25 protein-coding genes are annotated in these 25329 nt (G+C 64.7%); 13 read left to right on the plus strand and 12 right to left on the minus strand.

Going from position 1 to position 25329, the window contains the following annotated elements; all coding sequences use genetic code 11:
* Positions 1-137: 137 nt before the first annotated feature.
* Positions 138-2033 carry a molecular chaperone DnaK gene (gene dnaK, locus P6U23_RS00770; protein WP_407177742.1) on the minus strand — a complete coding sequence of 632 codons (1896 nt, stop codon included), beginning with the start codon at positions 2031-2033 and terminating at the stop codon, positions 138-140.
* Positions 2034-2421: 388 nt separating this feature from the next.
* On the opposite strand from dnaK, the gene P6U23_RS00775 reads away from it, so the two are divergent.
* The gene (locus P6U23_RS00775) at positions 2422-3360 is read left to right on the plus strand and encodes a hypothetical protein (RefSeq protein WP_407177743.1); all 939 of its coding nucleotides are present in this window, start codon (positions 2422-2424) and stop codon (positions 3358-3360) included.
* A gap of 6 nt (positions 3361-3366) precedes the next feature.
* Here P6U23_RS00775 and P6U23_RS00780 read toward each other — a convergent pair whose 3' ends face one another.
* From P6U23_RS00780 to hrcA, 3 genes are all read right to left on the minus strand, one after another.
* Positions 3367-3810: a transposase gene (locus tag P6U23_RS00780; protein ID WP_407177744.1), complete on the minus strand. Its 444-nt coding sequence runs from the start codon at positions 3808-3810 to the stop codon at positions 3367-3369.
* A 326-nt stretch (positions 3811-4136) separates the two neighbouring features.
* Positions 4137-4760: a nucleotide exchange factor GrpE gene (grpE, locus tag P6U23_RS00785; protein WP_407177745.1), complete on the minus strand. Its 624-nt coding sequence runs from the start codon at positions 4758-4760 to the stop codon at positions 4137-4139.
* A 105-nt stretch (positions 4761-4865) separates the two neighbouring features.
* Positions 4866-5954 carry a heat-inducible transcriptional repressor HrcA gene (gene hrcA, locus P6U23_RS00790; protein ID WP_407177746.1) on the minus strand — a complete coding sequence of 363 codons (1089 nt, stop codon included), beginning with the start codon at positions 5952-5954 and terminating at the stop codon, positions 4866-4868.
* A 211-nt stretch (positions 5955-6165) separates the two neighbouring features.
* On the opposite strand from hrcA, the gene rph reads away from it, so the two are divergent.
* The 3 genes from rph to hemW are packed head-to-tail and all read left to right on the plus strand — an operon-like array spanning position 6166 to position 8687.
* Entirely contained in the window at positions 6166-6879 is a 714-nt protein-coding gene (gene rph / locus P6U23_RS00795) for a ribonuclease PH (protein ID WP_407177747.1), read from the plus strand.
* Between the two features lie 7 nt (positions 6880-6886).
* Positions 6887-7522, plus strand: a complete 636-nt coding sequence (gene rdgB / locus P6U23_RS00800) for an RdgB/HAM1 family non-canonical purine NTP pyrophosphatase (RefSeq protein ID WP_407177748.1) — start codon at positions 6887-6889, stop codon at positions 7520-7522.
* Positions 7512-8687 (plus strand): radical SAM family heme chaperone HemW, encoded by a 1176-nt coding sequence (gene hemW, locus P6U23_RS00805; protein ID WP_407177749.1) that lies wholly within the window; start codon positions 7512-7514, stop codon positions 8685-8687. The genes rdgB and hemW overlap by 11 nt, the downstream gene beginning before the upstream one ends.
* A gap of 7 nt (positions 8688-8694) precedes the next feature.
* Here hemW and P6U23_RS00810 read toward each other — a convergent pair whose 3' ends face one another.
* Entirely contained in the window at positions 8695-9924 is a 1230-nt protein-coding gene (locus P6U23_RS00810; protein WP_407177750.1) for a penicillin-binding protein activator, read from the minus strand.
* 231 nt (positions 9925-10155) lie between these two features.
* Here P6U23_RS00810 and rsmI point away from each other — a divergent pair, with 231 nt between their 5' ends.
* From rsmI to P6U23_RS00845, 7 genes are all read left to right on the plus strand, one after another.
* Positions 10156-11100: a 16S rRNA (cytidine(1402)-2'-O)-methyltransferase gene (rsmI, locus tag P6U23_RS00815; RefSeq protein WP_407177751.1), complete on the plus strand. Its 945-nt coding sequence runs from the start codon at positions 10156-10158 to the stop codon at positions 11098-11100.
* A complete protein-coding gene (locus P6U23_RS00820) occupies positions 11087-11500 on the plus strand; it encodes a YraN family protein (RefSeq protein ID WP_407177752.1) in 414 nt (137 codons plus the stop codon). The genes rsmI and P6U23_RS00820 overlap by 14 nt, the downstream gene beginning before the upstream one ends.
* Positions 11501-11536: 36 nt before the next feature.
* Complete coding sequence (gene gshB, locus P6U23_RS00825) at positions 11537-12490, plus strand: glutathione synthase (protein ID WP_407177753.1); 954 nt, start codon at positions 11537-11539, stop codon at positions 12488-12490.
* A gap of 126 nt (positions 12491-12616) precedes the next feature.
* Positions 12617-13588, plus strand: coding sequence for an MBL fold metallo-hydrolase (locus P6U23_RS00830; RefSeq protein ID WP_407177754.1), 972 nt, complete (start codon positions 12617-12619; stop codon positions 13586-13588).
* Positions 13589-13762: 174 nt separating this feature from the next.
* Entirely contained in the window at positions 13763-15301 is a 1539-nt protein-coding gene (locus P6U23_RS00835) for a YifB family Mg chelatase-like AAA ATPase (protein ID WP_407177755.1), read from the plus strand.
* 111 nt (positions 15302-15412) lie between these two features.
* Entirely contained in the window at positions 15413-15889 is a 477-nt protein-coding gene (locus P6U23_RS00840) for a hypothetical protein (RefSeq protein ID WP_407177756.1), read from the plus strand.
* Positions 15890-16033: 144 nt separating this feature from the next.
* On the plus strand, positions 16034-18271 hold the full coding sequence (locus P6U23_RS00845; protein ID WP_407177757.1) for an ATP-binding protein: 2238 nt from the start codon (positions 16034-16036) through the stop codon (positions 18269-18271).
* 136 nt (positions 18272-18407) lie between these two features.
* Here P6U23_RS00845 and coaA read toward each other — a convergent pair whose 3' ends face one another.
* The 7 genes from coaA to hisB all read right to left on the minus strand — a co-directional run bounded on the left by coaA (position 18408) and on the right by hisB (position 23116).
* The gene (gene coaA, locus P6U23_RS00850) at positions 18408-19364 is read right to left on the minus strand and encodes a type I pantothenate kinase (protein ID WP_407177758.1); all 957 of its coding nucleotides are present in this window, start codon (positions 19362-19364) and stop codon (positions 18408-18410) included.
* A gap of 18 nt (positions 19365-19382) precedes the next feature.
* Complete coding sequence (locus P6U23_RS00855; RefSeq protein WP_407177759.1) at positions 19383-19706, minus strand: phosphoribosyl-ATP diphosphatase; 324 nt, start codon at positions 19704-19706, stop codon at positions 19383-19385.
* A gap of 80 nt (positions 19707-19786) precedes the next feature.
* The gene (gene hisF, locus P6U23_RS00860) at positions 19787-20563 is read right to left on the minus strand and encodes an imidazole glycerol phosphate synthase subunit HisF (RefSeq protein ID WP_407177760.1); all 777 of its coding nucleotides are present in this window, start codon (positions 20561-20563) and stop codon (positions 19787-19789) included.
* Between the two features lie 10 nt (positions 20564-20573).
* On the minus strand, positions 20574-21323 hold the full coding sequence (gene hisA, locus P6U23_RS00865; protein WP_407177761.1) for a 1-(5-phosphoribosyl)-5-[(5-phosphoribosylamino)methylideneamino]imidazole-4-carboxamide isomerase: 750 nt from the start codon (positions 21321-21323) through the stop codon (positions 20574-20576).
* Entirely contained in the window at positions 21311-21964 is a 654-nt protein-coding gene (hisH, locus tag P6U23_RS00870; protein WP_407177762.1) for an imidazole glycerol phosphate synthase subunit HisH, read from the minus strand. Before hisH ends, hisA begins: the two co-directional genes overlap by 13 nt.
* Positions 21961-22491, minus strand: coding sequence for a DUF2628 domain-containing protein (locus P6U23_RS00875; protein ID WP_407177763.1), 531 nt, complete (start codon positions 22489-22491; stop codon positions 21961-21963). The genes hisH and P6U23_RS00875 overlap by 4 nt, the downstream gene beginning before the upstream one ends.
* 31 nt (positions 22492-22522) lie before the next feature.
* Positions 22523-23116 carry an imidazoleglycerol-phosphate dehydratase HisB gene (gene hisB, locus P6U23_RS00880; protein WP_407177764.1) on the minus strand — a complete coding sequence of 198 codons (594 nt, stop codon included), beginning with the start codon at positions 23114-23116 and terminating at the stop codon, positions 22523-22525.
* A 167-nt stretch (positions 23117-23283) separates the two neighbouring features.
* Here hisB and hslV point away from each other — a divergent pair, with 167 nt between their 5' ends.
* Together hslV and hslU are read left to right on the plus strand one after the other, a co-directional pair.
* The gene (hslV, locus tag P6U23_RS00885) at positions 23284-23844 is read left to right on the plus strand and encodes an ATP-dependent protease subunit HslV (protein WP_407177765.1); all 561 of its coding nucleotides are present in this window, start codon (positions 23284-23286) and stop codon (positions 23842-23844) included.
* Between the two features lie 113 nt (positions 23845-23957).
* A complete protein-coding gene (gene hslU, locus P6U23_RS00890) occupies positions 23958-25259 on the plus strand; it encodes an ATP-dependent protease ATPase subunit HslU (protein ID WP_024511823.1) in 1302 nt (433 codons plus the stop codon).
* The last annotated feature ends 70 nt before the right edge of the window (positions 25260-25329 follow it).

A 25329-nucleotide genomic window follows, 5' to 3' on the forward strand; every position in this document is an offset into this window, starting at 1 on the left:
CCGATCGTAACAGGCGGGGCTTGCGCACCCGCCAAACCTTTCGAAGGCGAGTCGCCCGGGGGCGGCCTCCCCCTCATCGGGGGAGGCGCTTGCGGAGTGGAGGATTCCACGCGCCCGCATGACGACCCTCGCGGGCTCTAAGCGGACTTCTTCTTGTCGTCGTCGACCTCGGTAAACTCCGCGTCGACGACGTCGTCCTTCGCCGCGGCCTTGGCGGCATCGCCTTCGGCCTGCTGCTTGTACATGGCCTCGCCAAGCTTCATCGAGACCTGAGCCAGCGTGTTGGACTTGGCCTTGATCGCCTCGGCGTCGTCGCCCTTCAGCGCTTCCTTCAGGTCGCTGACCGCGTCCTCGATGGCGCGCCGCTCGCTTTCCGCGATCTTCGAGCCGTGCTCGGCCAGCGCCTTCTCGGTGGAATGCACCAGCGCATCGGCATGGTTCTTGGCGTCGACCGCCTCGCGGCGCTTCTTGTCCGCGGCCGCATTGACCTCGGCCTCCTTGACCATCTTCTCGATGTCGGCTTCCGACAGGCCGCCGGACGCCTGGATGCGGATCTGCTGCTCCTTGCCGGTCGCCTTGTCCTTGGCCGAGACGTTGACGATGCCGTTGGCGTCGATGTCGAACGTCACCTCGATCTGCGGCATGCCGCGCGGGGCCGGCGGAATGCCCATCAGGTCGAACTGACCGAGCATCTTGTTGTCGGCCGCCATCTCGCGCTCGCCCTGGAAGACGCGGATGGTCACCGCGTTCTGATTATCCTCGGCGGTCGAGAACACCTGGCTCTTCTTGGTCGGGATCGTGGTGTTGCGGTCGATGATCCGGGTGAACACGCCGCCCAGCGTCTCGATGCCGAGCGACAGCGGGGTCACGTCGAGCAACAGCACGTCCTTGACGTCGCCCTGCAGCACGCCCGCCTGGATCGCGGCACCCACGGCGACGACCTCGTCGGGGTTGACGCCCTTGTGCGGCTCCTTGCCAAAGAGCTGCTTAACGACTTCCTGAACCTTCGGCATGCGGGTCATGCCGCCGACCAGCACCACCTCGCCGATCTCGCCGGCGGTCACACCGGCATCCTTCAGCGCCTTGCGGCAGGGCTCGATGGTCTTCTGGATGAGATCGTCGACCAGCGCCTCGAACTTGGCGCGGGTCAGCTTCATCGTCAGATGCTTCGGACCGGATTGATCCGCGGTGATGAAGGGCAGGTTGATTTCAGTCTGCGTGGTCGAGGACAGCTCGATCTTCGCCTTCTCGGCAGCCTCTTTCAGGCGCTGCAGCGCGAGCTTGTCGTTGCGCAGGTTGATGCCCTGCTCCTTCTGGAACTCGTCGGCCAGGTAGTTGACCAGCCGCATGTCGAAATCTTCGCCGCCCAGGAAGGTGTCGCCGTTGGTCGACTTCACCTCGAAAACGCCGTCGCCGATCTCCAGAATCGAAATATCGAAGGTGCCGCCGCCGAGGTCATACACGGCGATGGTGCCCGATTTCGATTTGTCGAGGCCGTAGGCGAGCGCAGCCGCGGTCGGCTCGTTGATGATGCGCAGCACCTCGAGCCCTGCGATCTTGCCGGCGTCCTTGGTCGCCTGGCGCTGGGCGTCGTTGAAATACGCGGGAACGGTGATGACGGCCTGATCGACTTTCTGGCCGAGATGGGCCTCCGCGGTCTCCTTCATCTTCTGCAGGATGAAGGCGGAGATCTGCGAGGGCGAATAGGTCTTGCCGTCGGCTTCGACCCAGGCATCGCCGTTGGATGCCTTGACGATCTTGTAGGGGACGAGCTTTTTGTCCTTCTCGACCATCGGGTCGTCATAGCGGCGGCCGATCAGCCGCTTGACTGCGAAGAACGTGCGCTCGGGATTGGTCACCGCCTGGCGCTTGGCCGGCTGACCGACGAGGCGCTCGCCGTCATCGGTAAAGGCGACGATCGACGGAGTCGTCCGCATGCCCTCTGCGTTCTCGATGACCCTGGCGTTTTTGCCATCCATTACGGCAACACAGGAATTGGTGGTGCCGAGATCGATCCCAATGACCTTTCCCATGGTCTCTTATCCTTCCGTTTGCGGCAGGTTGGCTGAGCCCTGACGGCGCCCTAATCCGAACCCCCTCTAGATCAAATACTCGCGATATTGCGACGGTGAGCCTCATATAGGAGGGGCCCATAGGCCCGCAAGGACCGGACCGCAACCTTGGCCCATGAAAAGCCCTTCCATTTGAAAGATAATATCGGCCGGCGTCCCCGACCTTGTTAACAATACGATTGGCACGGGAAGGCGCGACCGCGACCGGGCCGGCGACATCGCGCACCCTGTTGCCGCCGTGTCAAAACCGCTAAAAGCCGCCAAATTGGATGGAGAGGGCCCCTGACGCCACGAGGGGCCGCGCAGGCCGACCATCGAACGGCCTCAATGCAACCCAAAAAGGTCCTTCATGAAGCCTCTTCGACTCCTGACCGCTCTCGCCTTGCTCATGGCGGCGATGCGGCCCGCCTTCGCTGCCGATGCCATCTTCCCGAAGGGCCTGCGGGTCGGATTGACGCCGCTGGTCGGTCTTGCTCCTTCAAAGACCTTTTCCGGATTTGAATCGGAAGACCACAGCGTCAAGGTGCTGGTGGCAGAGTTGCCGGCAGCCGCCTATGGCGAGGTCAAGAACGCGTTCACCGCCAACCCGGCGGGCACAGGCAGCGTCAAGCCCGAAAGCATCGAGACGACGGCCGGGACGGCTTACTACACGGCCGAAACCGCCAAGGACGGTGCCGCGACCGTGCGGCGCTATTCGATGATCCTGCCGGGCGGCACCTTCTCCGGTTATGTCGCCGTGCAGGTCCCGGAGAATGCCGCCAAGATTTATTCCGACGATGCCGTTCGCCAGATGTTCGCTTCGGCGACCATCCGCAAGGAGGTGCCCGTCGAAGAGCAACTTGGCTTGCTGCCGTTCAAGCTCAGCGATCTCGCCAGTTTCAAGAACGTCAGAACGCTGGCGCCGGGCGCCGCCATCATCCTTGCCGACGGCGACGAAGCCACCGGCTTTGAGCCCGCGCCGTTCATGATCATCGGCGTCATCGGCGCGACTCCGCAGGAGCCGGATGACCGCGCCCGCTTCGCACGGCAGGCGGCGACCCAAATCCCCGGCGTTCGCGAGGCGAAGATCACGGTGGCCGAACCAATCCGGATCGACGGCATGCCGGCCTATGAAACGCGGATCGATGCGATCAGCGGCAAGGACAATACCCCTGTTACCGTCGTGCAATGGCTGCGCTTTGGCGGGGCGACCTCGCTGCGCATCGTCGGCAGCGCGCCGCGCGATCAATGGTCGGCCGCCTTTCCGCGCTTCCGCGCCGTGCGCGACGGCATCCAGCCCAAGAGCTAGCGCGTTTCACGTTTTGATGGAATCGTATCCGGCGTTTTCGAAATAGTTGCTGCATTCGTTGGGCTGGATGGTTGTGACGAGGCTGCCGATATGGCGGCAAATCTCGTCGATCGTGCGCTTTTGGGCGGTGCGCATCCAGTGCTTGATCTTGGCGAAGGCCTGTTCGATCGGATTGAGGTCCGGCGAGTATGGCGGCAGATACCAGAGCCTTGCGCCGGCGGCTTTGATCAGGCGGCGCAGGGCCGCCGACTTGTGGCTGCCGAGCACCGGCTTACGGTGGCCGCCTATCTTGCCAGGCGCTACCGAGCCGGTCTGGCGATGACGCTGCGACCACTTCACCACGGACGACACCGCAACGCCAAACCTCGCTGCGACCGAACGACAGCTCTCACCCTTCGCAACCGCCGCAACAACACGCTTACGCAGGTCATTGGAAATTGGTCGAACCATCGGATGCTGGCCTCCAGTCCCAGCCAGCATCTTGAATCACATTCGCCCCAAAACCGGAATCCCTCCCGATTCAATTAAGCTGTGAACCGCTCTAGGAGCTAGGCTGGGCAGATCGAAGCGAGCACCCATCCATCACCGTCATCCCAAGAGGCTCGCCGTGCGAAGCAGGGCGAGCCTCGAAGGATGATGGCCCCGCTGCTGCGAGAGCCGGCCATCGCCCTTCGAGACGCTTGCTCCGCAGGCTCCTTTCGGGGTGACGGTGACAGATGAGCGTTCGCTTCAGCGTGAGACAGTCGTCACGCCCCAATAATGACTTGAACCGCCGATCAGGCCGCGCTGCTCGGCTCGTTGCCGTTGGCGGCCGTTGCCGCCGGCTGCTTGGCACCGCCCTTGGACACGCCGACCAGCGCCGGCCGCAGCACGCGCTCGCCGATCGTGTAGCCGGACTGCACCACCTGCACCACAGTACCTGCGGGAACCGAGGGATCGGGAACCTCGTACATGGCCTGGTGGAAGTTCGGATCGAACTTGCTGCCTGACGGATCCAGCCGCTTCACGCCGTATTTTTCCAGCGTGTTGTGCAGCGACCGTTCGGTCAGCTCCACGCCTTCGATCAACGCCTTGAGCCCGGGGTCGGCATTGGCGCGTGCTTCGGCCGGGACCGCGTCAAGCGCGCGCTGCAGATTGTCGGCGATATCGAGAACATCGCGTGCGAAACCCGTGATGCCGTACATCCGCGCATCAGCCACTTCCCGGGCCGTCCGCTTGCGCAGGTTCTCCATTTCGGCCAGCGTGCGCAACATCTTGTCGCGCGCGTCCGCAGCCTCTTTCGCCAGGGCCTCGGCCGAGGCCGGTTCAGGATCGTCGGGCATGACGTAGGGCTTCGAGACCACCGGCTCGTTGGGCTGCGCCGGGTTTGCCGGATCGTTCTTAAACTCGGAATCGGACATAGACGGCCTTTTCGAGAAATCGCTCGGTTGACTTGAGGGCTTTGGGGTCCGCGCGGGATATCGTGCTTTGGGGGACGAAAATCAAGCGCTCGTGATTCCCTCGCGTCAGCCGCCCAGGATGCGGCTGACGATCCGCGCCGCATAGTCCACGGTCGGAATCACGCGCGCGTAGTTGAGCCGGGTCGGCCCGATCACGCCGAGCACGCCTACGATATGGCCCGCAGCGTCGCGATAGGGCGCGACGATGGTGGAGGAGCCCGACAGCGAGAACAATTTGTTCTCCGATCCGATAAAGATGCGCACGCCCTCGGCGCTCTCCGCGCGCCCGAGCAGATCGATCACGCCGCGCTTGGTCTCGAGATCGTCGAACAGGAGGCGGACCCGCTCGAGGTCTTCCAGCGCATGCAGATCGTCGAGCAGGTTGGCATGCCCGCGCACGATCAACTGGCGATCTTCGCTCTCGCCGCCGGACCAGCTCGCAAGGCCCGCGGCAATCACTTTTTGCGTGAGCTGATCGAGCTCGGCGCGGGCGTGCGCCAGCGCGGTCTCGAGCTCGAGCCGCGCTTCGGCGAGCGTGCGGCCGCGGATCCGCGCATTGAGAAAGTTGGAGGCTTCGGTCAGCGCCGAAGAGGGCACGCCCGGCGGCAGCGTCAGCACGCGGTTCTCGACCTGGCCATCCTCACCGACCAGGATGACCAATGCGCGTTCCGGCTCGAGCCGCACGAACTCGATGTGTTTCAGCCGCGCATTGGATTTCGGCGTCAACACCACGGCAGCCGCCCGCGTCAGCCCTGACAGCCGCGTCAGGGCCTCGCCAAGCGCGGCCTCCACGGATTGTGCGCGCCCGACCGCCACGAGCTGGCTCTGGATCGATTGCCGCTCATCCTGGGTGAGATCGCCGATCTGCATCAGGGCGTCGACGAAGAACCGCAAGCCGAGCTCCGTCGGCAGGCGCCCGGCCGAGGTATGCGGCGCGTAGATCAGGCCGAGCTGTTCCAAGTCCGCCATGACGTTGCGCACCGAGGCCGGCGACAGCGGCACGGCGATGAGCCGCGAGACATTGCGCGAGCCGACGGGTTCCCCGGTCGCGAGATAGCTTTCGACAATTTGACGAAAAATCTCCCGCGACCGCTCGTTGAGCTGCGCGAGCCCCGCAGGCGGCATCATCAGGTGGATGGGATCGTGTTGGGCCAATCGTCACTCCATCAAGCGGCCTGGAGCAGGGCCGCGCTCCGGTCTCCGCATGAGCGGGATCTGTCCGGTTTCCGGATCATGCTCATAATTTGTTCGTCCGTGGCCCCTCTGACAAGCGGGAGATCGGGCGAGTTAAGGGCTTGCCGCCCTGCCGTCCCCCTCCTACAAGCTCCCGCGAGTCACATTCTTTGCCGGATTTTGGAGGATTCCCATGCGGCCGAGCCGCCGTGCCCCGGACGAACTACGCGCCGTGACCCTGGAACGCGGCGTCGTCAAATATGCCGAGGGTTCATGCCTCGTGAAATTCGGCGACACCCACGTGCTGGTGACGGCAACCCTGGAAGACCGTCTGCCGCCCTGGCTGAAGGGCCAGGGCCGTGGCTGGGTCACCGCCGAATATGGCATGCTGCCGCGGGCGACGTTGGAGCGGACCCGCCGCGAGGCATCCGCCGGGAAACAGAACGGCCGCACCGTCGAGATCCAGCGCCTGATCGGCCGCTCGCTGCGTGCCACGGTGGATCTGGAAGCCTTGGGCGAACGCCAGATCACGATCGATTGCGACGTGCTGCAGGCCGACGGCGGCACCCGCACCGCCTCGATCACCGGCGCCTGGGTTGCCCTCGCCGATTGCATCAACTGGATGAAGGCGCGCAACATGGTGAAATCAGGCGTGCTGCGCGACAATGTCGCGGCCATTTCCTGCGGCATCTATAACGGCACGCCGGTGCTCGATCTCGACTACGCCGAAGACTCCGAAGCCGAGACCGACGCCAATTTCGTCATGACCGGGGACGGCCGCATCATCGAGGTGCAGGGCACCGCGGAAAAGACGCCGTTTTCGGAAAGCGAGTTTCTGGCGCTGATGGCGCTCGCGCGCAAAGGCGTGGCGCGGCTGGTCGATCTGCAGAAGATGGCGGTGGCTTAAAGAACTCATGCATCGGCAGATCACAGGCAAGCTCGTCATCGCGACCCACAATCCCGGCAAGCTCGCCGAGATGCGCGAGCTGTTGGCGCCACATGGGGTCGAGGCGGTGTCAGCGGGCGAGCTTGGGCTGTCCGAGCCGGACGAGACCGGCGATACTTTCTCGGCCAACGCCCGGATCAAGGCAGTCGCCGCGGCAAAAGCAGCGCAATTGCCCGCTTTCGCCGACGACTCCGGACTTGCGGTGGATGCGCTCGGCGGCGCGCCCGGCATCTTCTCGGCGCGCTGGGCCGGGCCGAATAAGGATTTCAACACGGCGATGGCGCAGATCGAACGGCTGTTGCAGGAGCGCGGCGCCACGACGCCCGACACGCGGCGGGCGCATTTCGTTTCCGCGCTTTGCGTTGCCTGGCCCGACGGCCATATTGAGGAAGTCGAGGCGCGCGCCGACGGCACCTTGGTCTGGCCGCCGCGCGGCACGGCCGGCTTCGGCTATGATCCGATGTTCATGCCCGATGGTTTCGATCGCACCTTCGGCGAGATGACCAGCGTCGAAAAGCACGGGCTGCCGCCGTTGGGACTGGGCCTGTCGCACCGCGCCCGTGCCTTCGTCAAGCTTGCGGAGATCTGCCTTGATGCGCGCTAGGGTAGGGCAGGGCACGCAGACGCCGACCGCCTTCGGCGTGTATGTGCATTGGCCGTTCTGCCTTTCCAAATGTCCCTATTGCGACTTCAACAGCCATGTGCGGCACGCGGCGATCGATGAAGCGCGCTTTGCGCGCGCCTTTGCGCGCGAATTGGAAACCACGTCTGAACGCATTCCCGGCCGCACCGTCACCTCGATCTTTCTCGGCGGCGGCACGCCCTCGCTGATGCAGCCGCAGACGGTGGGCGCAATCCTGGACGCGATCGGCAAATCCTGGCGCCTCGCGCGCGACGTCGAGGTGACGCTAGAAGCCAATCCCACCAGCGTGGAAGCGACGCGCTTTGCCGGTTATCGAAGTGCCGGCGTCAATCGTGTCTCGCTCGGTGTGCAGGCCCTCGACGACGCCTCATTGAAGGCGCTTGGACGCCTGCACAGTGCGCGGGAGGCGCTGGATGCCGTCGCCATCGCACGCAAGTCGTTCGAGCGTTACTCCTTCGACCTGATCTATGCGCGTCCCGAACAGACGCCCGCAATGTGGGCCGAGGAATTGCAGCTTGCGATCGCGGAGGCCGCGGAACATCTGTCTCTCTATCAACTGACGATCGAGGAGGGCACGCCCTTCTTTGGCCTGCACGCCGCCGGCAAGCTGAAAACGCCGGGCGAAGCGACGGCACGCGCGCTTTATGATGTGACGCAAGAGGTCTGCGCGCGGCACGACCTGCCGGCCTATGAAATCTCCAATCACGCGCGCAAAGGCGCGGAATGCCGCCACAACCTGGTTTACTGGCGTGGCCAGGAATATGCCGGCATCGGTCCCGGCGCGCATGGCAGGCTCGATATCAACGGCACGAGACACGCGACCGCGACGGAAAAGCGACCCGAGGCCTGGCTGATGCGCGTCGAAGCAAACGGCCATGGCGTCGTGATCGACGATTGCTTGAACAGCGAAGAACGCGCCGACGAGTTCCTGCTGATGGGACTGCGGCTTGCGGAAGGCATCGATCCCAAGCGCTACGCCGCGCTCGCCGGCCGGCCGCTCGATCCACGTCGCATCGCGCTGCTGCGCGAAGAGGGCGCGATCGCGGTTGGAACCGATGGGCGGCTGCGCGTGACGCAGGCCGGCTTTCCGGTGCTTGACGCGGTGGTGGCGGATCTCGCGGCGTAAGCTCTTTCTACGCGCCAAAGCTCTTCGGCGATCCCGCGACCGGCACGCTGCTGCCGGAGCCCACCCGCATCACGGCCAGGCCGCGTTCGTTGGTACCGTCGGAGCGGAAGCGGAATAGCCCGTCAATGCCGGCAAAGCCGGAGGGATTGGTCAACACCTCCGACGAGAAGCGCGGCCCGCCTTGCGTCCTGGCCAGCGCCGCGACGAGTGCCACCGAATCATAGGCTAGCGTCGCGGTCCGCACCGGCTCGGAGCCGAATCGGGTGCGGTACCGCCCCGAGAAGGCGCGGAAACCGGACGGATCGGGCGCCGCGAACAGGCCTCCTTGCAGCGACGCGCTGGCGTAAACGCGCGGATTGTCCCACAACCCGGTGCCGAGCAACTGAATGTTGCGCAAATTCGCGCCCGCCGCGCTCAGCGCATCGGCCGTCGCGACCACCGAGTCACCGTCATCCGCAAGCAAGAGCGCGTCGGCTTGGCCGAGCGCTTGCACCACCGTGCGTGCGGGCGTTGCGCGGTCGGCGCCATATCTTTCGAACACGGCCACGCGGGCCCCGCGTTTACCGACTGCCTGCTTGAACGCGGCCTCGACCACGTTGCCGTAGGCGTTATCCGGCAGAAGCGCGGCAAAGGAGCGCTTTCCGATCGAGGAGGCATATTCGACGATGCGATTGACGTCTGACTCCGGCAGAAAACTCAGGAGATAAACGCCGCGGCCGGCGATGCTGGAGTCCGTGGAGAACGCGATCACCGGGATGTTGCGCGCGCGCGTGACCTGTGCCGTCGCGGGAACCGATGCCGCAAAGAGCGGCCCCAGAACGATCTCGGCGCCCTCGTCCAGCGCCTGTTGCGCGCCTTGGGCGGCCCCTTGCCCGGTTCCGGCATCATCCTTGATCAGAAGCTGGATGTTGGGATTCTGGAACTCGGCGAGCGCCATTTCGGCGGCGTTCTTCATCGATTGCGCCGCCACCCCGGCATTGCCTGCCGCTGAGAGCGGCAGAATCAGGCCGACCTTGACCTGACCGTTACCGGCCGTCATCGGCTGCTGGGGCGGCCCGCTAGGGGCAGCTTGGGGCTGGGAACCGAAGGAATTGGAGAACTGATTCAGGCTTTGCTGCGCGCCGGTGCAGGCGCTGAGCACGGGAGCGCCGAGAACGAGGCCTAGCGCCGCCCGCCGGGTGACCCGCGGGACGTGCGGACCCGAAAACAAAGGCCAGGGATTAAGCGGGTCCACCATTAGATCTCTTAGCTTGGCCGGCCCCGAGGGGCGGCCAGACCTCCTTCCAAAAGGATCAGGAGGACGGAGTAAGGCATATTGTCAGCGAATGGTTTACCAAAACAAAAAGATTATGGCACTGCCGAGCCGCCGCAACTTGCCGTTGGCAGCCTCTTATCACCGCTTTACATCGTGCATGGGCAGCACTCACGAGTGTGGCGCCAGGACCATCTCCCCTTTAAGCTCGGCCTTATGCGCGCAAAAACGGCTCCGATAAATACGCAAGCTGGCGGGGAACATCGCGAGTTTTCCATCGCTGGCCATGTTTTGTCGGCGCCGAAGCCGCCCGCTGGTCTTTATCTCGTAGCAACCCCGATCGGCAATCTCGGCGACATCACCCTGCGCGCCCTGGAAACCCTGGCCGGCGTGGACCTGATCGCCTGCGAGGATACCCGCATCACCCACAGGCTGCTCGAACGTTACTCTATTTCGGCCGAGCTCACGCCCTATCATGAGCACAACGCGGCAAGCGCCCGGCCGAAACTCCTGGAACGACTTCGCGAGGGCGAAGCGGTCGCGCTGGTTTCGGATGCCGGCACGCCCCTGATCTCCGATCCGGGTTTCAAGCTGGTCCGGGAGGTCTGCGCGGCCGGCTATGCCGTTACGGCGATACCGGGGCCCTCCTCGATCCTGACGGCGCTCTCGCTGGCGACGTTGCCCACCGACCGGTTTTTCTTCGCCGGCTTTTTGCCGCCGAAGCAGGCCGCGCGCCGCGCGCGGCTGACGGAACTCGCGCGCATCGACGCCACGCTTGTGGTGTTCGAATCAGGTCATCGCGTGCAGGAGACGATTGCCGATCTCGCCGGGACCATGGGTGCACGCGAAGCGGCGATCTGCCGCGAACTGACCAAGTTGCATGAAGAGGTGACGCGCGCGCCGCTCACGGAGGTGGCAGCGGGAGCGGACCAGCTCGAGACGCGCGGCGAGTTCGTGCTGGTGATCGGGCCGCCGGACGCGGCTGCGCAGGCCATGAGCGCCGAATCGATGGACGATCTCCTCCGCGACGCGCTCGCCCATTCCAGCTTGAAAGATGCGGTGGCGCAGGCGGTGGAAGCATCGGGCCGGCCGCGCCGCGAGATCTATGCCCGCGCGCTCGAGCTCGCCAAAGCCGTGAAGACGGGCCATGGCCAAACGTGACGGCCCACCAGCGGCGGACATAGCCGCCAGAGCGGCCTCGCCCGCGCGCGTAGCGGCGTTTCGCACCGGACTGTCGGCGGAAAGCCGTGCCGCGGCCTATCTGATGGCCAAGGGCTATCGCATCCTCGCCAAGCGCTTTCGCACGCCCCACGGCGAGATCGACATCGTCGCAAAGCGACGCAATCTGCTCGCCTTTGTCGAGGTCAAGGCTCGCGCCACGCTCGACGACGCGGCGTTCGCGGTGACGCCGCGCCAGCAGGCCCGTATCATCGATGCCGCGCAAGCCTGGCTGATGGCGCATCCCGAGCATGCGGAATTGGAGCTGCGCTTTGATGCCATGCTGATTGCGCCGCGGCATTTGCCGCGCCATGTGCTAGCAGCATTCGACGCCAGCCCCTAAAAAGACATCCTCCTCTCGAGCTCACGGACCCCGCCAATGAAATTGAACGTCGCCGTCCAGATGGATCCTATCGCGCGCATCAATATCCGCGGCGATTCGACCTTTGCGTTGCTGCTGGAGGCGCAAAAGCGCGGCCATGCGCTCTCGTATTACACCCCCGACAAGCTCTCGCTCTTGGGCGATGAGCTGGTCGCCCCGGTCCAGGTCCTGGCCGTGCGCGATGAGCCCGGCAATCACTTCACTCTCGGCGAGCCCCGGCGCGAGCCGCTCAACGCATTCGACGTCGTCCTGCTCAGGCAGGACCCGCCCTTCGACCTCGCCTACATCACGTCGACGCATTTCCTCGAGCGGCTGCAGCCCCGGACACTGGTGGTCAACGATCCCGTGGCCGTGCGGAACGCGCCGGAAAAACTGTTCGTGATGGATTTCCCGCAATTAATGCCGCCGACGTTGATCTCGCGCGATCTCGACGAGATCAATGCGTTCCGCGACACCCATGGCCCGGTCGTCATGAAACCGTTGCATGGCTTTGGCGGCGCCGCGGTGTTCCGCATCATGCCGCAGGACATGAATTTCGGCTCGCTCTACGACATGTTCTCCGTGACGTTCAGGGAGCCCTGGGTGATCCAGCGTTTCCTGCCTGAGGTGAAGAAAGGCGACAAGCGCATCATCCTGGTGGATGGAGAATTCGCCGGCGCTGTCAACCGCGTGCCGGCCACGGACGATCTGCGCTCCAACATGGTGCGCGGTGGCGCGGCGACGGCCACCGATCTCACTGACCGTGAACGCGAAATCTGCACCACTATAGGACCGGCGCTGCGCGAACGCGGTCTTCTGTTCGTGGGCATCGACGTGATCGACGGCTATCTCACCGAGATCAACGTCACCTCGCCAACCGGCATTCGTGCCGTGGCGAAGCTCGGCGGCCCGGACATCGCCGCCAAGATCTGGGACGTCATCGAGGCCAAGCGCGCAAACACAAAAGCCTGATCGCGCCGCTTTCGAGACGCCCTCCAAAGGCCCCAAAGCGGTTTCAGCCTCCACAATCTGGACGGGTAGGTCCGTCCGGACACGACGTCATCGCTCAAGAACGTCATAAAATGTGGAGGAAGACGCATGACATATCCTGTTTCACGGCGATCCTTGCTCGCACTCACCGCGGGTCTTAGCGCAACGACCCTGTTCTCCGGCAATGCATTGGCGCGCGAGCCCAAGCTTGGCACCCAGTCGCCCTGTTTCCATCGCTTCATGCTCGGCGATGCGGAGGTGACGGTGGTGTCGGATGGGCCACTACCGCTCGGCAATCCCAAAGGCACCTTCACCGGCGCGTCCGACGACGAAATCAAGAAGATGCTGACGGACAACTTGCTCAGCCCCGACAACATCGTGCTCGAGCAGAACTCGCCGATCGTGAACACGGGCGACAAGCTCGTGCTGTTCGACACCGGGATGGGAACGGCCAAAACCTTTGGTCCGACCACGGGGCGGCAGCAGAAGAGCATGGCGGAGGCCGGCCTCAAGCCGGAGGACATCGACGCCGTCGTGTTCACCCACGCCCATATCGATCACATCGGCGGTGTGGTCGATGGGAGCGGCAAGGTGCTGTTCCCGAACGCCCAGTACTACATCGCGCAAAGCGATTACGATTACTGGACCGACGAAGGCCGGATGAGCGGGCCGCTCAAGGAGTTCATCGTGCATGCGCGCAAGAACCTGCTGCCCGTGCGCGACCGCCTGGTGTTCTATAGGGACGGCCAGGAATTCCTGCCGGGCATCCAGGCACTCGCCGCGCCGGGACACACTGTCGGCCACCACATCTTCATGATCTCGTCAGGCGACAAGTCGTTCGCGTTCCTCGGCGATCTCACGCACCACCAGATCCTGCTGATGGAAAGGCCGCGCATGGAGTTTTCCTATGACACGGACCCGAAGCAGGCGGCGGAAAGCCGGGTGAGGATGCTGGACATGCTGGCGGCCAACAAGATCATGGTCATGTCCTATCATTACCCATGGCCGGGCCTCGGCCATGTCGTGAAAAGCGGCGAAGGCTTCCACTACATCCCGCAACCGATGCAGATGCTGCTTTGAACAGGCCGCGACGGGGGCGGCACTGGCCGCCTCCCGTCCGCTCGCCTCGCTTGCGCAGAGGCGCGGCTTCTTCCCTGGCCCGCACGGCTTCAGTGTTCCCGTAATGTTCTTGCCAGGTGAGCGGTTTTCCGCTACCTTGAATCGCGAAGAAAGTGGCGGCGGGGCGGGGGCGGCATGGTCCAACGCGTTTCAACGGTTGCCTTTGAAGGCATCGAGGCCCGGGCGGTCGACGTGCAGGTGCAGGTCGCGCCTGGCCTTCCGGCTTTCACGATCGTTGGTCTGCCCGACAAGGCGGTCTCGGAGGCGCGCGAGCGGGTGCGCTCGGCCCTGATCGCTTCGGGCCTCGCGCTGCCGGCGCGGCGAATCACCGTCAATCTCGCGCCCGCCGATCTCCCGAAGGAAGGCAGCCATTACGACCTGCCGATCGCGCTCGGGCTGATGGCGGCGATCGGGGCGATCCCGCCGGATGCCTTGAACGGCTTCACCGTGCTCGGCGAGCTCGGGCTAGACGGCTCGATCGCCGCGGTCGCGGGCGTGCTGCCGGCTGCCATCGGTGCGAACGCACGCGAGGAAGGGCTGATTTGCCCCTCGGCTTGCGGCGCGGAGGCGGCCTGGGCCAGTCCGGACATCCAGATCATCGCCGCCAATTCCCTGATTCAGATCGCCAACCACTTCAAGGGCACCCAGGTCCTGTCGCGGCCGCAGCCCAAAATCCATGAAGAGACGGTCTCCTCGCTCGACCTCCGGGACATCAAGGGCCAAGAAAGCGCCAAGCGTGCGCTCGAGATCGCGGCGGCCGGAGGCCACCATCTGCTGATGATCGGCGCGCCCGGCGCCGGCAAATCGATGCTGGCGGCGCGGCTTCCCTCGATCCTGCCGCCGCTGACGCCCTCTGAACTGTTGGAAGTATCGATGATCGCCTCCGTCGCCGGCGAAATCCAGGGCGGGGCGCTGACCTCGCGGCGGCCGTTCCGCAGCCCCCATCATTCCGCCAGCATGGCGGCGCTGACCGGCGGTGGCGTGCGCGCAAGGCCCGGCGAGATCTCGCTCGCCCATCAGGGCGTGCTGTTCCTGGATGAGCTGCCGGAGTTCGACCCGCGCGTCTTGGATTCGCTGCGCCAGCCGCTGGAGAACGGCGAGGTCTCGGTCTCGCGCGCCAATCACCGCGTGACCTATCCTGCGCGTTTCATGCTCGTTGCCGCGATGAACCCGTGCCGCTGCGGCCGCGCCTTCGAGCCCGGCTATTCCTGCAAGCGCGCGCAGATCGACCGCTGCACTGCCGATTATCAGATGCGCATTTCGGGGCCGTTGATGGACCGCATCGACCTGCGCATCGAGGTGCCGGCGGTGACCGCGGCCGACCTGATTCTGCCGCCGCCGGCGGAAGGCTCGGCCGAAGTCGCCGCCCGCGTTTCCGCCGCGCGCGACATCCAGCGCGCCCGCTATGCGTCGGCCGGTCTGCCGCAGATCCGCACCAATGCGGAGGCGCCGGCCTCGCTGCTGGAAGAGGTCGCGCAGGCGGACGCGCAAGGACAGAAGCTGCTGCGCGATGCCGCCGAAACCATGCGCCTGTCGGCGCGCGGCTATCATCGCGTGCTCCGGGTTGCGCGAACGCTCGCCGATCTCGACGGCGCGGATAAGATCGGCCGACTGCATCTCGCCGAAGCGCTGTCCTATCGGGCATTGGCCGAGGACGTCAGGCACGCCGCGTGAGCGACGTTTACGGGCCACGTCGCGCATCAACCAGCCGGTAACGAGTTTTCTTTACGCTCCGCCAACCATAAGCCGCGCGCCCTTTGCGGCCTTGGTCGAGTGAGTGCCCCGATGTTGCGTTTCAAGTTGCGTTTCACGGTCCTGGTCGCAGTGGTTCCTTTGATCGCGGGTGCAATACTGGCCGGTGTGCAAGCATTCGAGCGTCCGCGTCCCTGCATTGCCGTCGGCGCGACGACGCTCGAGATCGGATCCGCGCCCTGGCACGCCGACCTCCATGTCAGCTTCACCGACGATCCCTCGCTTGCAACCGTGCGGGTCGCAGTGACCGACAGCGCGGCCAACGCCGACTTCGCCGTAATCGACGATGTCGATGACGGGCAGGAGAACACCTGCAAAGCAACCGCGGCGACGCAATTTGTCGCGCTGTCCGCGCAGCCCTCGACCTCCGCTCCCGTGATCTACCTTTCACATGACGGCCCGGCCGACTATCGCATCTTCGTCAGATCCAGACACTTCACCCTTCGCGAGGCCGCCGCGCTGATCGTCGGCGCGCACGGGGAACGTCCGCGCCTTGCCGCCGCGTTCTGAAGTCGTCCTTAACCCTTCATCAACCCTGTTCGCATCGGGCTGCGCCACGTGGGCGCGCTTCAAAGAGTTTGCAAGCGTCGGCCCGGCATCGTCCGCATGCGGGGCAGCGTGCGCGCGCTCAGCACGAGCTGAAGGTGGTCGGCGATGGAAAGACCTTTCCGGATCAAATTGCGCATGCGCCGTTTCGCGCGGCGGCATCGTTGGCTCGTCTCTTCCGTTCGCTCCTTCATGATCTTTTCCGCCGTCTTCGGCGGCGCTTATGGATTCATCGACGGCAGCCGATCGAAATATTATGACGCGCACGCCTTTGCGATCGGCGCGAGCTTTCTGTTTGCGGTCGCCTGCGTCGCACTCGCGACGCTGAGCATCCGGCTGCGCTGGCTGCGCAAGAAGCTGCGCAAGATCGCCCTGCACAATGAAAGACTGGCCGACCGCAACTGGGAATTGCAGGAAGCCGAGGAGCGCGCCCGCAATCTGTTCGAACAGCAGGGCGATTTGATCGTGATGCGCGATGCGGACGGGTGCATCACCTTCGCCAATGACGCCTTCCGCGAACTTGCGAGCCGACCGCGCGAGGAGCTGATCGGCAGCCGTTTTGCGCTGCCGGTTCTCGAGCAGGGCGAGGCCGCGCTGGAGCCGAATGGCACGCGAACTCATGACCAGAAGATCGCAACGCCCTTGGGTCCGAAATGGATCGCCTGGCGCGAAGGCCTCGTTCGCGCCGATGCCGGCCGGCCGGCGGAGCTGCAATGCGTCGGCCGCGACGTCACCGACCGCTCCGAGACCGAACGCGCGCTCGCCGACGCCCGCGATCAGGCGGACGCGGCCAACCGCGCCAAGTCGCGTTTTCTCGCCATGGCCAGTCACGAGATCCGCACGCCGCTCAATGGCATCATCGGCATGAGCGGCCTGTTGCTCGACACGCCGCTGACGGCGGAGCAGATGACCTATGCGAAAGCGGTGAAGACGTCGGGCGAGGCGCTGCTGTCACTGATCGAGGAGCTGCTCGACTTCTCCAAGATCGAGGCCGGCAAGATCGATCTCGAACAACGCCCCTTCGCCCTGACCGCCCTGGTCGAAGAAATCACTGAACTGTTGGCGCCGCGCGCGCAGGCAAAGCAGCTCGAGATCGCAGCTTACGTCGACGAACGCTTGCCGACGCAAGTGGTTGGCGACGCGGCGCGCTTGCGGCAGGTGCTACTCAACCTCGCCGGCAACGCCATCAAGTTCACCGCAAACGGCGGCGTGACCTTGCTCGCCGAGCCCGGGACCAGGTCGGACGAAATCAGCTTCATCGTGCGCGACACCGGCATCGGCATTGCGCCGGAGGCGCTGGAGCGGATCTTCCGCGAGTTCGAGCAGGCCGATGACCAGATCGCCAGACATTTCGGCGGCACAGGCCTCGGATTGAGCATTTCCGAGCGCATCGTCAAACGCATGGGCGGCCGCATCACGCTTCAGAGCCAGCCGGGGGCCGGCTCGACCTTCGAAGTCTCGCTCCCGCTCCCGGCAGCGGAGGCCGCGGCGCAGCCGGCCTTCGCCGCGCCCGAGCTGGCAGGGCGGTCCATCATGCTGGTCACTGCGCAAGGCATCGAGGCCTCGCTGGTATCGCGGCGGCTGCAGCGTTGGGGCGGGCGGACTTGCCTGGTTTCAGATCCGGACGTGGCGCAGGCATTGTTGCCCGAGCGCTCCTGGCACGCGGTGTTGATCGATCACGCGCTCGGCACCGACGCCGTCGAAGCACTGGGCGAGGCCGCGCGGCGTCACGCCATGCTCCGGCTGCTGATGGTCACCCCGGCAAGCCGGCACGAAGGCATGTCCAGCGCCTTCACCGGTTATCTCGTCAAACCGCTGCGGGCTGCGTCCCTTGCCGCGCGCCTGGCGATGCCGCCCGAAATCGCTGCGCCCGCGCTCGGCGCCGACGGTCTGGCTGAAGTCACCGACGAGGTCGCATCGACCCAGGAGAACGCGACCAAAGGTCTGTCGATTCTGGTTGCCGAAGACAACGAGATCAACGCACTTCTGATGCGATCGCTGCTCGTGAAGCTTGGACATCAGGCTGTGATCGCCACCGATGGCGAAGCGGCCCTGGAATCCTGGCTGGCTGCGAAATCAGCCGGCACGCCTTATGACCTGGTGCTAATGGACATCCAGATGCCGAAGCTCGACGGCATTGCCGCCGCCAAACGCATCCGTACCCATGAAGCCGGGCAGGCGGGGCCGCGCACGGCGATCCTGGCGCTCACTGCCAATACGCTGGTGGAAGATCGTTATGCCTGTTTCGAATCGGGCATGGACGGTTTCTTGATCAAGCCGCTCGATCGCGAAAAGCTGGAGGAAGCCTTGAGCGGGTTGATAGCGGGACGGCATGTGGTGGCGTAGGGCTGTCCTCTCCCGTCATTGCGAGCGAAGCGAAGCAATCCAGACTCTCTCCGCGGATGCAGTCTGGATTGCTTCGTCGCGGAGCCGGTCATCGGGCGCGCGTTCGCGCGACCCGTTGGCTCCTCGCAATGACGAATTACAGCCGCCGCAGCGCCACCGTCTCCACGACATGGTCGGCGCCCTTCTTCAGGATCAACGTCGCCCGCGGCCGCGTCGGCAAAATGTTGTCCTCGAGGTTGGCAAGGTTGGTGCGCTCCCAGATCGCGATCGCGGTGGCGGTAGCTTCCTCGTCCGAGAGCAGCGCGTAGCGGTGGAAATAGGACCTGGGATCGTGGAATGCGGTGTCGCGCAGCGCCAGAAAGCGCTTGACGTACCATTCGCGCAGCACCGGCTCGTCGGCATCGATATAGACCGAGAAATCGAAGAAGTCGGACACGACCGGCACGGCCTTGCCGTCGCGCGGCAGCGGCCCGGTCTGCAGGACGTTGACGCCCTCGACGATGAGAATGTCGGGCCGATCGAGCTCGATCCATTCGTTCGGCACGATGTCGTAGGTCAGGTGCGAATAAACCGGCGCGCGGACGTGGCTCCGCCCCGACTTGATGTCGCTCAGGAACGACAGCAGCCGCGGCAGGTCATAGCTCTCCGGAAAGCCCTTCTTCTGCATCAGGCCTTCCTGCTCCAGCACCGCGTTGGGATAGAGAAAGCCGTCGGTCGTCACCAGATCGACCTTCGGCCGCGGCGACCAGCGCGTCAGCATGGCCTGCAGCACGCGTGCCGTGGTGGATTTGCCGACCGCTACCGATCCTGCGACGCCGATGATGTAGGGGACCTTGCGGTCGCGGATGCCTAGGAACTGGCGTTGCGCGTAATAGAGCCGCTGCATGGCATCGATATAGATCGAGAGCAGGCGCGACAGCGGCAGATAGATCTCCTCGACCTCCTTGAGGTCGAGGCGGTCATGCATCGAACGCAAACGGGAGAATTCGCCGGGCTCCAGCGTCATCGGCGTGTCGTTGCGCAAGGCCGCCCACTGCTCCCGCGTGAAGATGCGGTAGGGGTTATATTTCTGGTCGGGGGCGCGGATATCCATGAGGCCGCCTCATCGTGCTCAGTCGCGCTTGCGCGACGCTTTCTCTTCCAATCCGGACATTGACGTTCGCTGCGCGAGCGCGGCCTCGACGTCCTCGAGTTTGACGCCGCGGGATTTCAACAGAACCAGCAGGTGATAGATAAGATCGGCGCTTTCGGCGATGAGGTGCGCGCGATCGTTTTCGATCGCTGCGATCACGGTCTCGACCGCCTCCTCGCCGAGCTTCTTGGCGCAGTGCTCGGCGCCCTTGTCGAGCAGCTTCTTCGTATAGGACGCCTCTCCCCCCGATGCCGCGCGGGCATCGATGGTGGCGGCCAGGTCATGGATGGTAAAACGCGACATCACCGTAACTCAAAGGCGCGCCTCACCCGGCAAGCGCCGTTCTCCGCGCGCTGATGTAGCACTTTTGTGACGCGGAGTCGTCAGGGATCGAGCCGCATCGGCAGCCCGGCGCGGACCATGTGGTCTTTCGCCGCTAGGATGGTAAATTCCCCGAAATGGAAGATCGAGGCCGCCAGCACAGCGGTGGCGTGTCCTTCGCGGATACCTTCCACCAGGTGATCCAGGTTGCCCACCCCGCCGGAGGCGATCACAGGCACGGGAACGCTGTCGGCGATCGCCCGCGTCAGCGGGATGTCGAAACCCTGCCTGGTGCCGTCGCGGTCCATGGAGGTTAGGAGGATTTCGCCGGCGCCCAGCGAAACCACCTCCTGGGCGTATTCGATGGCGTCGATCCCGGTCGAATTGCGCCCGCCATGGGTAAAGATCTCCCAGCGGTCCGAGCCGCCCGGACGCTTGACGCGCTTGGCGTCGATCGCCACCACGATGCACTGCTCGCCGAACTTCTCCGCGCCTTCCTTCACGAATTCGCGCCTGGCCACCGCGGCCGAGTTGATCGAGACCTTGTCCGCCCCCGAGCGCAGCAGCGTCTTGATATCCTCGATGGTGCGCACCCCGCCGCCGACCGTCAGCGGCATGAAGCAGGCCTCGGCAGTGCGCCGGACCACGTCCAGCATGATGCCGCGGTTCTCGTGGGTCGCCGTGATGTCGAGGAAGCAAAGCTCGTCGGCGCCGGCGGCATCATAGGCGATGGCCGCTTCCACGGGATCGCCGGCATCGCGCAGATCGACAAAGTTGACACCCTTGACCACACGTCCGTCCTTGACGTCGAGGCAGGGAATGACGCGCACCTTGAACATCGAAGACCCCTCAAGCCCTGCCGCGCGCATCGCGGATCAGCGCCAGCGCGGCGGCGGGATCAAGGCGCCCATCGTAGAGGGCGCGGCCCGCGATCGCTCCGGCCAGTTTCTTCGCGCGCGGCGACAGCAGCGCCTTCACATCCTCGATCGAGGCGAGACCACCCGAGGCGATGACCGGGATCGAGATGCGCTCGGCGAGCGCAATGGTCGCATCGAGATTGAGACCTTTCAGCAGCCCGTCGCGGGAGATATCGGTGAAGATGATGGCGGCGACGCCGGCGTCCTCGAAGCGCTGCGCGATCTCCAATGCGGTGATGTGTGAAGTCTCCGCCCAGCCTTCGACGGCCACCTTGCCGTCGCGCGCATCGAGCCCGACCGCGACCCGGCCGGGATGCTTTTTCGCAGCGCTCTTGACCAGTTCGGGATCGCGCACCGCCGCGGTCCCGATGATCACCCGCGAAATCCCCTTCTCAAGCCAGGCCTCGACGGTCGCGAGATCGCGGATGCCGCCACCGAGCTGCACGGGAAGCGTAATCGCCTTCAGCATCGCCTCGACCGCATGGGCGTTCATCGGCTTGCCGGCAAACGCACCATCGAGATCGACCACGTGCAGATATTCGAACCCCTGCGCGGCAAAGCTGCGCGCCTGCGCCGCGGGATCGAGGTTGAACACCGTGGCGCGGGCCATGTCGCCTTGCTCAAGCCGCACGCACTGGCCGTTCTTCAGGTCTATCGCGGGGAAGAGAATCACGGCTTCCACTTCAGGAAATTGGAGATCAGGGCGAGGCCAAAGCGCTGGCTTTTCTCCGGGTGAAACTGGGTGCCGATCGCGGTGTCCTTGGCCACGATCGCCGTGACGGGCCCGCCGTAATCGGCGCGCGCCAGCACATCGGCCTCGTTGGCGGCGTTGAGGTGATAGGAGTGCACGAAATAGGCGTGGCGGCCCTTCGGCCCCAGCGGCAGGCGCTCCAGCACCGGATGCTCATGCGCCAGGTCGAGCGTGTTCCAGCCCATGTGGGGAATCTTCAAGGCTTCGTCGCGCGGCGAAATCTTTTCGACGTCACCTTCGATCCAGTTGAACCCGTCGGTAACCACATGTTCCTTGCCGCGCGTCGCCATCAACTGCATGCCGACGCAGATCCCGAAGAACGGCCGCGCTTTCTGGCGCACCGCTTCGGTCAGCGCCTCGAGCATGCCGTCCAGCGCATCCAGGCCGCGGCGGCAATCGGCGAATGCACCGACGCCGGGCAGCACGATGCGATCGGCCCGGTACACAGTGTCGGGATCTCGGGTGACCACGATCCGATCGGGGTTTTCGGCGCTTCTGGCGGCGCGCTCAAACGCCTTGGCGGCTGAGTGCAGATTGCCTGAGCCGTAATCGATGATGGCGACAACACTCATCGTTGTCCTCCCGGCTCTGGGAACAATCCGATAATGCCGCTTCCCGGCAGCGAGGGCGGCTTTGAGAATGATTGACCGGGAACGTCGCGCGTCGGCGGCGGCGCGCCGCGATCGACCGCCTGCTGGTCGTTGACGATGCCGCGCTGCTTGGCGGCCCAGCGGTCGAAAAAGCGCCGTTCGGCCGCTTCTTCATCATCGGCCACGACGACGTCGAGCTGCCGCCAATGATGCCGCAACAAGGTCCAGCGCCGCAAACTCCCCGCTTCGAAACCCATCAAGATGGCAAGGATGAGATCGGCCAAGAAGATCGCCGCGGATCCCGCGCCCAATCGTCGCAGGGCGAGGTCGAGCGCGACGACCACGATCACCCAGCCGACAAGCGCCAGCCACAGCCGATGCCAAATCAGCCAGATCGGCGCGAGCAGCGCCGCCCAGAAATGGAAGCCGTCGCGCACGAACACAAACTGATCGGTGGCGCGGAGATCGGCTCCGTTCGCCGTGGGAGCATGAACTGTATAGACCGGCATCGCATCTCTCCGACCAGCCGACCAAAAGCGGTCAGCCGCCGAGCTGACCCTTGGTGGACGGCACTTCGCCCGCGGCGCGCGGGTCGATCGCAACGGCCGTCCGTAGCGCCCTCGCCAGACCCTTGAAGCAGGATTCGGCGATATGATGGCTGTTCTCGCCATATAGGGTCTCGACATGCAAAGTCACGCCCGCATTCATGGCAAAGGCGTTGAACCACTCGCGCACCAGTTCGGTGTCGAAGGCGCCGATCTTGTCGCGCGGAAACGCCACCTTGAACACCAGGAACGGCCGCCCCGAAATGTCGATCGCCACGCGCGACAGCGTCTCGTCCATCGGCATGTGCACCGAGGCATAGCGGGTGATCCCGGCCATGCCGCCGAGCGCCTGCTTCACGGCCTGGCCGAGCGCAATGCCGACGTCCTCGGTCGTGTGGTGGTGGTCGACATGGAGATCGCCCACCGCCTTCACGCTGACATCGATGCGGGAATGCCGCGCCAAGAGATCCAGCATATGGTCGAAGAAACCGATGCCGGTCGAGACGCTGGACGCGCCGGTGCCGTCGAGGTTGACGCTCACCTCGATGTCGGTTTCCTTGGTCTTACGCTTGATGGTGGCGCTGCGCATGAAAAGGGGATTTCCTCGGTTCAAAAGCGCGGCCCTTTTAACAGGCGGATGGCCCCTTCGCCACTCTCGGGATGCGCCAACCAGGGCTGAACTTCCGCCTATGGTGACCGGCCCCTGATTGTAAGGGAGCCCGCCAACGCCTAAATCAGGGCCGAATGAGGTATCCCATGCAATCATCACCCAATGAGCCGCTGGTCTGGCACGGCACGACGATCGTAACCGTCCGCAAGAGCGGTAAGGTCGTGATCGGCGGCGACGGCCAGGTCTCGATCGGCCAGACCGTCATCAAATCCAACGCCAAGAAGGTCCGCAGGCTCGGCAAGGGCGACGTGATCGGCGGCTTTGCCGGCGCGACCGCCGACGCCTTCACCCTGTTCGAGCGGCTGGAGAACAAGCTCGAGCAATATCCGGGGCAGCTCACCCGCGCCGCGGTCGAGCTGGCCAAGGATTGGCGCACCGACCGTTACCTGCGGCGGCTGGAGGCGATGATGATCGTTGCCGACAGGGACGTCTCCCTGGTGCTGACCGGCACCGGCGACGTGCTGGAGCCCGAGGCCGGCGTGATGGCGATCGGTTCGGGCGGCAACTATGCCCTGGCTGCGGCGAGGGCATTGATCGATTCGGAAAAGGATGCCGAGGCCATCGTGCGCCGGTCGCTGGATATCGCCGCGGACATCTGCGTCTTTACCAATCGCAGCGTGACCATCGAGACGCTGCAAAGCGGCTAGTCGCGCCGATGGTACGCTCCCGGACTGCAAGATCCCGGATGGGCCCTGCATTACCTATGGTTCACGATTGAAGCGGCTTGTTCCGGTCGCATTCCCATCCTAGCTAGAGCCCCATGACAGACTTCTCTCCTCGTGAAATCGTCTCCGAACTGGATCGTTTCATCGTCGGCCAGGCCGATGCCAAGCGCGCGGTTTCGATCGCGCTCCGCAACCGCTGGCGCAGGCAGCAGCTCGATAACGGCCTGCGCGAAGAGGTCCTGCCGAAGAACATCCTGATGATCGGGCCGACCGGCGTCGGCAAGACCGAGATCGCACGCCGTCTGGCGAAGCTCGCGAGCGCACCCTTCATCAAGGTCGAGGCCACCAAGTTCACCGAGGTCGGCTATGTCGGCCGCGACGTCGAGCAGATCGTCCGAGACCTCGTCGAAGTCGCGATTGCTCAGGTGCGCGAGCGCAAGCGCAAGGACGTTCACGCCCGGGCCCAGCTCGCCGCCGAAGAGCGGGTTCTCGATGCGCTGGTCGGCGCCAATTCGAGTGCGGCGACGCGCGATTCCTTCCGCCGCAAGCTGCGGGCCGGCGAGCTCAACGACAAGGAAATCGAGATCGAGACGCAATCCTCGGGCGGGTTTCCGATGTTCGAGATTCCGGGCATGCCTGGCGCACAGATGGGCGCGATCTCCATCGGCGATATCTTCGGCAAGCTCGGCGGCCGCACCAAGACGCGACGGCTGACGGTCGCCGGCTCGCACGATATTCTCGTCAACGAGGAATCCGACAAGCTGCTGGACAACGATCAGCTCGTGCAGGAGGCGATCACCGCCGTCGAGAACAACGGCATCGTCTTCCTCGACGAGATCGATAAGATCTGCGTGCGCGACAACCGCGTCGGCGGCGACGTCTCGCGCGAAGGCGTGCAGCGCGATCTGTTGCCCCTGATCGAAGGTACCACGGTATCGACCAAGCATGGCGCGGTGAAAACCGACCACATCTTGTTCATTGCCTCCGGTGCGTTCCACATCGCGAAGCCCTCGGATCTGTTGCCGGAGCTGCAGGGCCGCCTGCCGATCCGGGTCGAGCTGCAGGCGCTGACGCGCGACGACATGCGTCGCATCCTGACCGAGCCGGAAGCGTCGTTGATCAAACAATATGTGGCGCTGATGAAGACCGAGGGCGTGACGCTCGACATCACCGATGGCGCGATCGATGCGCTCGCCGACGTCGCGGTCGCCGTCAATTCCACCGTGGAAAATATCGGCGCGCGCCGGCTGCAGACGGTGATGGAGCGCGTACTGGACGAGATTTCCTTCACCGCGCCGGACCGCAATGGCGAGACCGTGCAAGTCGACGCCGACTACGTGAAGAAGCATGTCGGCGATCTCGCCAAGAACGCCGATCTCAGCCGGTTCATTCTGTGATCTGCTGACGTATCGATGGTCGCGGCGACGGGACTATCCTCTTCTGTTTGAGCATGACCTTTTCGGAAAA

It is taken from the genome of Bradyrhizobium sp. STM 3562, assembly GCF_045571435.1.
Classification (GTDB): Bacteria; Pseudomonadota; Alphaproteobacteria; order Rhizobiales; family Xanthobacteraceae; genus Bradyrhizobium.